The organism is Pseudomonas agronomica, from assembly GCF_025917275.1.
GTDB lineage: Bacteria > Pseudomonadota > Gammaproteobacteria > Pseudomonadales > Pseudomonadaceae > Aquipseudomonas > Aquipseudomonas agronomica.
The window spans coordinates 1-5,564 of sequence record NZ_JAOSHO010000351.1; the positions used below are offsets into that span (position 1 = coordinate 1).

Here is a 5,564-nt window from a genome sequence, read left to right on the forward strand (position 1 = left end):
TCGCGAGCAAGCTCGCTCCCACAGGGTCCGGCATGTTCTTCTCGATCTTGGCGTCTCCCCCATGAAAACCGTTGCAATGGTGCTGTTCCCTGATTTCCTGCTGCTCGACATGGCCGGGCCGCTCGAAGTGTTTTCCATCGCCAATCGTTTTCTTGCGCCCGATCAGCATTATCAACTGCTGACCCTGGGCACCGAACGGGGTCCTTTGCGGGCCTCCAATGGGGTAGCGGTCCAGGCCGATATCCACATCGACCAAGCGTGGGCCGCCTATGACGTCTTGCTCGTGCCGGGCGGTCCGGGCGCCTATAACGATCGCCATCCCGGCTTGCACACCTGGCTGCGGGCCTCGGCGCTACGGGCCACGCGCTACGGCTCCATCTGCACCGGTGCCTTTGTGCTGGGCGAGGCGGGCTTGCTCGACGAACACCGTGTCACTACCCATTGGCATTACACCGAGCGCCTGATCAAGCGTTTCCCCAAGGCGCTGGTCGAGACCGACAAGATCTATCTGCAGGACCGGCGCCTGATCACCTCTGGCGGTGTCACGGCCGGTATCGACATGGCGTTGTCCATCGTCGCCCAGGACCATGGACGGAAGGTCGCGCTGGATATCGCCAAGGTGCTGCTGGTGGTGATGAAACGCCAGGGCGGGCAGGCGCAGTTCAGTCCGCTGGTGGCGGCGGTGGCGACCCAGGAGTCGGCGGTCACCCGCGTGCAGCATTACGTGATGGAGCATCTGGAAGAGCCGTTCACCATCGAACGCATGGCGGCGTTGGCGGCCATGAGTTCCAGGCACTTCGCCCGGCTCTTCGTCCGGGAAGTGAAGATGACCCCCATGGAATTCCTCCAGGGCGCGCGCATCGATCGGGCGCGGCAGTTGCTCGAATCCACCGACTTGCCGCTCAAGACCGTGGCCTTTCGCAGCGGGTTCGGCAGCGTCCGCCATATGCGCTTGCTGTTCAGCGAAAAGCTCGGCCTGACCCCGGTCCAGTACCGCCAGCAGTTCAGTTGAGCCGTCGGTGTCCGTCCAGGGCACCGTGATGTCCGTGATGCGTCCTGTGCCAGCATTGTTCTCTGGCGGGTGGCTGCCAAGATAAGGGCGAACCCTCTGGAAAGGATGCGCAAAGAGCCACGGTAGACGCCTGCGATGATTCGCAGCGCCACGCCCGGACCGGTTATCTGGCGCAGGATCGCTCATGAACAGCTTCGTCAAACCCGGCACCGAACAGACGGTGGGCTTTGGTCCGTTTGTCTTTCACCGACAGCAGCGACTGGTCACCCGCGACGGCCAACCCCTGGCGTTGGGCGGTCGCGCCCTGGATATTCTGCAACTGCTGGTGGCGCACGCTGGCACCTTCGTCAGCAAACAGACGCTCATCGCTCACGTCTGGCCTGACAGCGTGGTGGAGGAGATCAACTTGCGGGTGCATATCGCGGCGCTGCGGCGAACGTTCGGCGACGGACGGGACGGCAAACGCTACATCCTCAATCACCCCCACCAGGGCTACTGCTTTGCCGCGCCGCTGGTTGTCGAGCCAAGTGCCGGCGGGCCCGAGGCCGAACAGGGCGAGCGGCACAATCTACCCGCGCGCCTGAGCCCGGTGATCGGACGCGACAAAGTGCTGGGGCGGTTGCTTGTCGAAGTCCCGCGCCAGCCCCTGACCACCGTCACCGGCTCGGGCGGCATCGGCAAGACCACCGTGGTCCTACGGGCAGCAGAGCTGCTGCTGGAGCATTTCGACCAAGGCGCCTGGTTCATTGACTTGTCCGACATCAACGACTCGAGCCTGATTGCGCCGCGGGTCTGCCAGGCCCTCGGTTTGGAAGACGGACCGTTGGACCAGCGCCTGCAATCCTGCCGGATCTTGCTGGTGCTCGACGGTGTTGAACACTTGCTTGGGGCCTGTCGGGAATTGGCCCTGCTGCTGGGTGCGTCGGCCCCCGGTGTGTCGCTGTTGTTCAGCAGCCGTGAAATCCTCGATCTGGCGCAAGAAAATGTCCTGCAACTGCCCGGCCTGACGGTGGCGTCGCCCCGCGACCCGGATCACCAGGTGCTGGCGTGCCCGGCGGTGCAGTTGCTGATGGATCGCGTCGGCGCCCGACAGCAAGGCTTTACGCCGGGGCAGCGCGATCTGGCACTGCTCGCGCAGATTTGCCGGCGCCTGGATGGCGTTCCGCTGGCGTTGGAATTGGCGGCGGCCCAAGTCGATGTCCTGGGGATTGCTGGCGTTCTGGAACAATTGGACGGCGGTCTGTCGGTGCTCAGCCACGGGCGTCGCACGGCCGTGGCGCGTCACGGCAGCCTGGAGGCAGCGCTGGACTGGAGCTTCGAGCGCTTGAGTCGCGATGAACAAACCGTGTTTCAGAGGCTGGCGGTGTTTGAACAGGCATTTTCCCTGAAAGCCGCGATGGCCGTCATCAGTTGCACTGACCTGGGTGTGGAGCGGTTGCCCTGGCTGCTGTCACGGCTGGTCAGGCAATCGCTGGTGATGGTCGAACAACGGGCCGAAGGGACTCGGTTTTATCTGCTGAACACGACCCGTGCCTATGCCCTGGAAAAACTGCGGCGTAATGGCCAGTGGCATCTGCTGCGGCGCCGCTACGTGCTCCAGAACGCGTGGCAGCTGCGCCATTCACGACCCGAGCCGGCGAGCCAGCGCCTGGAGCAGCACGCCGGCTTCCGTTAGATCGGGGGTGTCGAACCCTTCCGCAAAGCCTCGATAGACCGGCCCGAGCAGGTCATGCGCGGCCTCGTCCTGGCCCTGCCGCTGCCACAGGCGAGCCAGGGAAATGGCACCGCGCAGCTCCCAGGCACGCGCGCCTTGGCGTCGGGCCACGGCCAGCGCGGCCAGCAAATGGGCTTCGGCATTCGCTTCGGCACCCGCACCGCCCTGTGCCAGCAAGGCTTCGGCGGCGGCACGCAGGATCTCCGCCGAGCACCAGCCCGCCGCGCCACTGTGGGCACGTTCGATCTGGGTCGGGCTGACGGTATCCGGCCGGACAGTCACGACCATGTCCTGGATAAGACTGGTAGGGGACGGGGACGCCTCGAGGGGCCCGCCGTCGAACGCGCGCTCGAGGTGGCAGGCCCAGCCATGGAACAGCATCACCGAATGCTTTCGGGCCTCGTGTTTCAACCGATCGAGCCGTTCCCGGGCGGTTGCGTGATCCCCGGTGTACTGGGCGATCACGCAACCGCTCACCGCCAGGGTGTAGCAGATCGACAGGCCGTGGTTGATTTGCAAGGCAATCTGCAACGCGAGGTTGGCGGTGCGCTGGGCTTTCTCCGGGAACCCCTGGAGCCAGAGGATCCGCGCCAGGATCGTCAGCGCCGCCACGCTCTGTTCGTACTGCACACCGAAACCGTGGGTGAAGCGGCTCAAGTGACCATTCTGGGCCAGGCGCTGGATGACCTGCTCGGCATCGTGCCGCGCCGCGCCCTGGTCGCCGATGAAATGCAACGCCAGTACTCGCAGGCGCTGGGCACTCAAGGACATGACCGGATCGCCCGGCAGGCCCAGCCGGTCGAAGTCCTGGCATTGTTCCAACGCTTGTTGATAGCGCCCGCAACTGAGGTTGACCGTCATGTGGCCGGACAGGGCCCGCAGTTCACCGGCCAGGTCTTGATACTGTCGGGCGAGGCGCCGAGCCGTGGCGAACGCCGCGACGGTGGCGGGCGTGCCGCCTTCGGTGTGGTAGTTGAGACTGGCGTGGGCTAGCTCCAGGGCGAGGATCAACCTTGGGCATGGCGAGGCGCTGCCTTGCAGCAGTTCCCTGGCCTTGTTCACGTAAAGGCCATGCTCCTTGAGCAGTGACAGTTCCTGCCAGAGGGGCAGGGTCCGCGCCGTCAAGCGGATCGCCACGCTGTGGGAACCGTGTGGGCCCAGCCCTCGGTCCAGCGCCGCGCGAATGTCGTCGCGGTAGGTCGCGTAGCGCGCAATCCACAGCCGCGTCGGGGTCTGTTCCCAATCTTTTTCAGCCTGCTCCATGAGCGTCAGGCAGCGCTCGGCGTGGCGTGCCTGGCTGGCGGCGAGTTCGCCGGCCGCGATCAATTTCTCCAAGGCGTAGCTGCGGGTGGTGTCCAGCAGGCGATAGCGGACCTCTTCGTCACCGATCTCGACGTTGAGCAGCGATTTGGCGACCAGTTGACTGACCGATACCAGCACCTGTTCCGGCGCGACATGCTGGCCGACGATGACCGCTGCCGCCGATGCCAGGTTGAAGTTGCCCATGAACACCGCCAACCGTCGCAGGCAAGTCTGCTCGCACGCCGTGAGCAGCGCGAAGCTCCAGTCCAGCGTGGCGCGCAGCGTTTGCTGGCGCGGGGCGCTGGCGTGATTGTCATGGGCGAGCAGGGCGACGCTGTCGTGCAATTGGCGACGCAGCTCTTCCAGCCCGAAGCGTCCCACCTGTGCGGCCGCCAGCTCGATGGCCAGGGGAATGCCATCCAGCCGCTGGCAGATGTCGATGACCAGCGGTACTTCACGGTCGGTCAGCTCGAAGTCGTCCTGGCTGGCCATCGCCCGCTCGGCAAACAGTTGCAGTGCCGGGTATTCCAGGGCCGGGTAGCCCTCGATGCTCATTCCACGTGGCGGCAGCGCCAGCGACTCAAGGCGCTGCACGTGTTCGCCCTCGGCGCGCAAGCCCTCGCGGCTGGTGGCCAGGATGTGCAGGTGAGGAGCGCCGCGCAGCAAGGTCTCGCAGAGCAGGGCGACGGCGTCGATCAAATGCTCGCAGGTGTCGATCACCAGCAGGAAATGGCGGTCCTTGAGCGGTCTGAAGATCGTTTCAAGCGGTGCGCCGTCTTGCGGCGACAGCTCCAGCAGGGCGCAGAGGTTCGGCGCGATCATGGCCGGGTCGTTGAGCGAGCCCAGGTCCAGCAGGTAAGTCCCGTCGCGATATTGTCCGATCAGCCGCTCGGCGACGCGCAAGGCAACGGTGGTCTTGCCGATGCCGCCACTGCCGACCAGGGTGATGAAGCGTTTTCGCGGCAACTGGGCGACCAGGCTTTCCACCAGGCCCTGGCGTCCGATTACGCGGGTGCGGCGTGGCGGCAGGTTGCCTGCCAGGGAAGGGTGGGGGATACGGGCCAGTTGCTCGGGCGGTTCGCTGGTAACCGGCGCGACAAAGCTGTAGCCACGCTGCGCCACGGTGACGATGTAGCGCTGGCCAGCCTGTCCGTCACCCAAGGCCTTGCGCAGGGCTGCCACGTGAACCCGCAGGTTGGTGTCTTCCACCACGCTTTTGGGCCAGACACGGGCGATCAATTCTTGCTTGCTCACCACCTGGCCGGCGTGTTCGAGCAGTACCAGCAGAATCTCCACCGCCCGCCGCCCGAGGCGCAACGGTTGCCCGCCCTCCAACACCAGGCGCTGGCGCGGATGGACCCGATAGGGGCCGAAATGCACTGTCTTTTCGACGGGCAGGCTGAGGTATTGGCTCATGGCGTGCTCATGGTTCTGTCCCCTGGAGATGGGCTGTACCCGAGTATATTCCTCAGGTTTTATGTCAAGCGCAACGGCGGGTGGTGTTGCCATCTCCCTGAGCAACGCCAAACCCGTGGC

Annotated in this window: 3 protein-coding genes; 2 read left to right on the forward strand and 1 reads right to left on the reverse strand. The window is 65.2% G+C overall.

Annotated elements, in window-relative coordinates:
* Positions 1 to 61 precede the first annotated feature (61 nt).
* The gene (locus OC610_RS20275; protein ID WP_264430207.1) at positions 62 to 1,012 is read left to right on the forward strand and encodes a GlxA family transcriptional regulator; all 951 of its coding nucleotides are present in this window, start codon (positions 62 to 64) and stop codon (positions 1,010 to 1,012) included.
* A 184-nt stretch (positions 1,013 to 1,196) separates the two neighbouring features.
* The gene (locus OC610_RS20280) at positions 1,197 to 2,687 is read left to right on the forward strand and encodes an ATP-binding protein (RefSeq protein WP_264430202.1); all 1,491 of its coding nucleotides are present in this window, start codon (positions 1,197 to 1,199) and stop codon (positions 2,685 to 2,687) included.
* Here the strand turns inward: OC610_RS20280 and OC610_RS20285 are convergent.
* Complete coding sequence (locus OC610_RS20285; protein ID WP_264430204.1) at positions 2,634 to 5,444, reverse strand: ATP-binding protein; 2,811 nt, start codon at positions 5,442 to 5,444, stop codon at positions 2,634 to 2,636. The genes OC610_RS20280 and OC610_RS20285 overlap by 54 nt on opposite strands.
* Between the last annotated feature and the right edge of the window lie 120 nt (positions 5,445 to 5,564).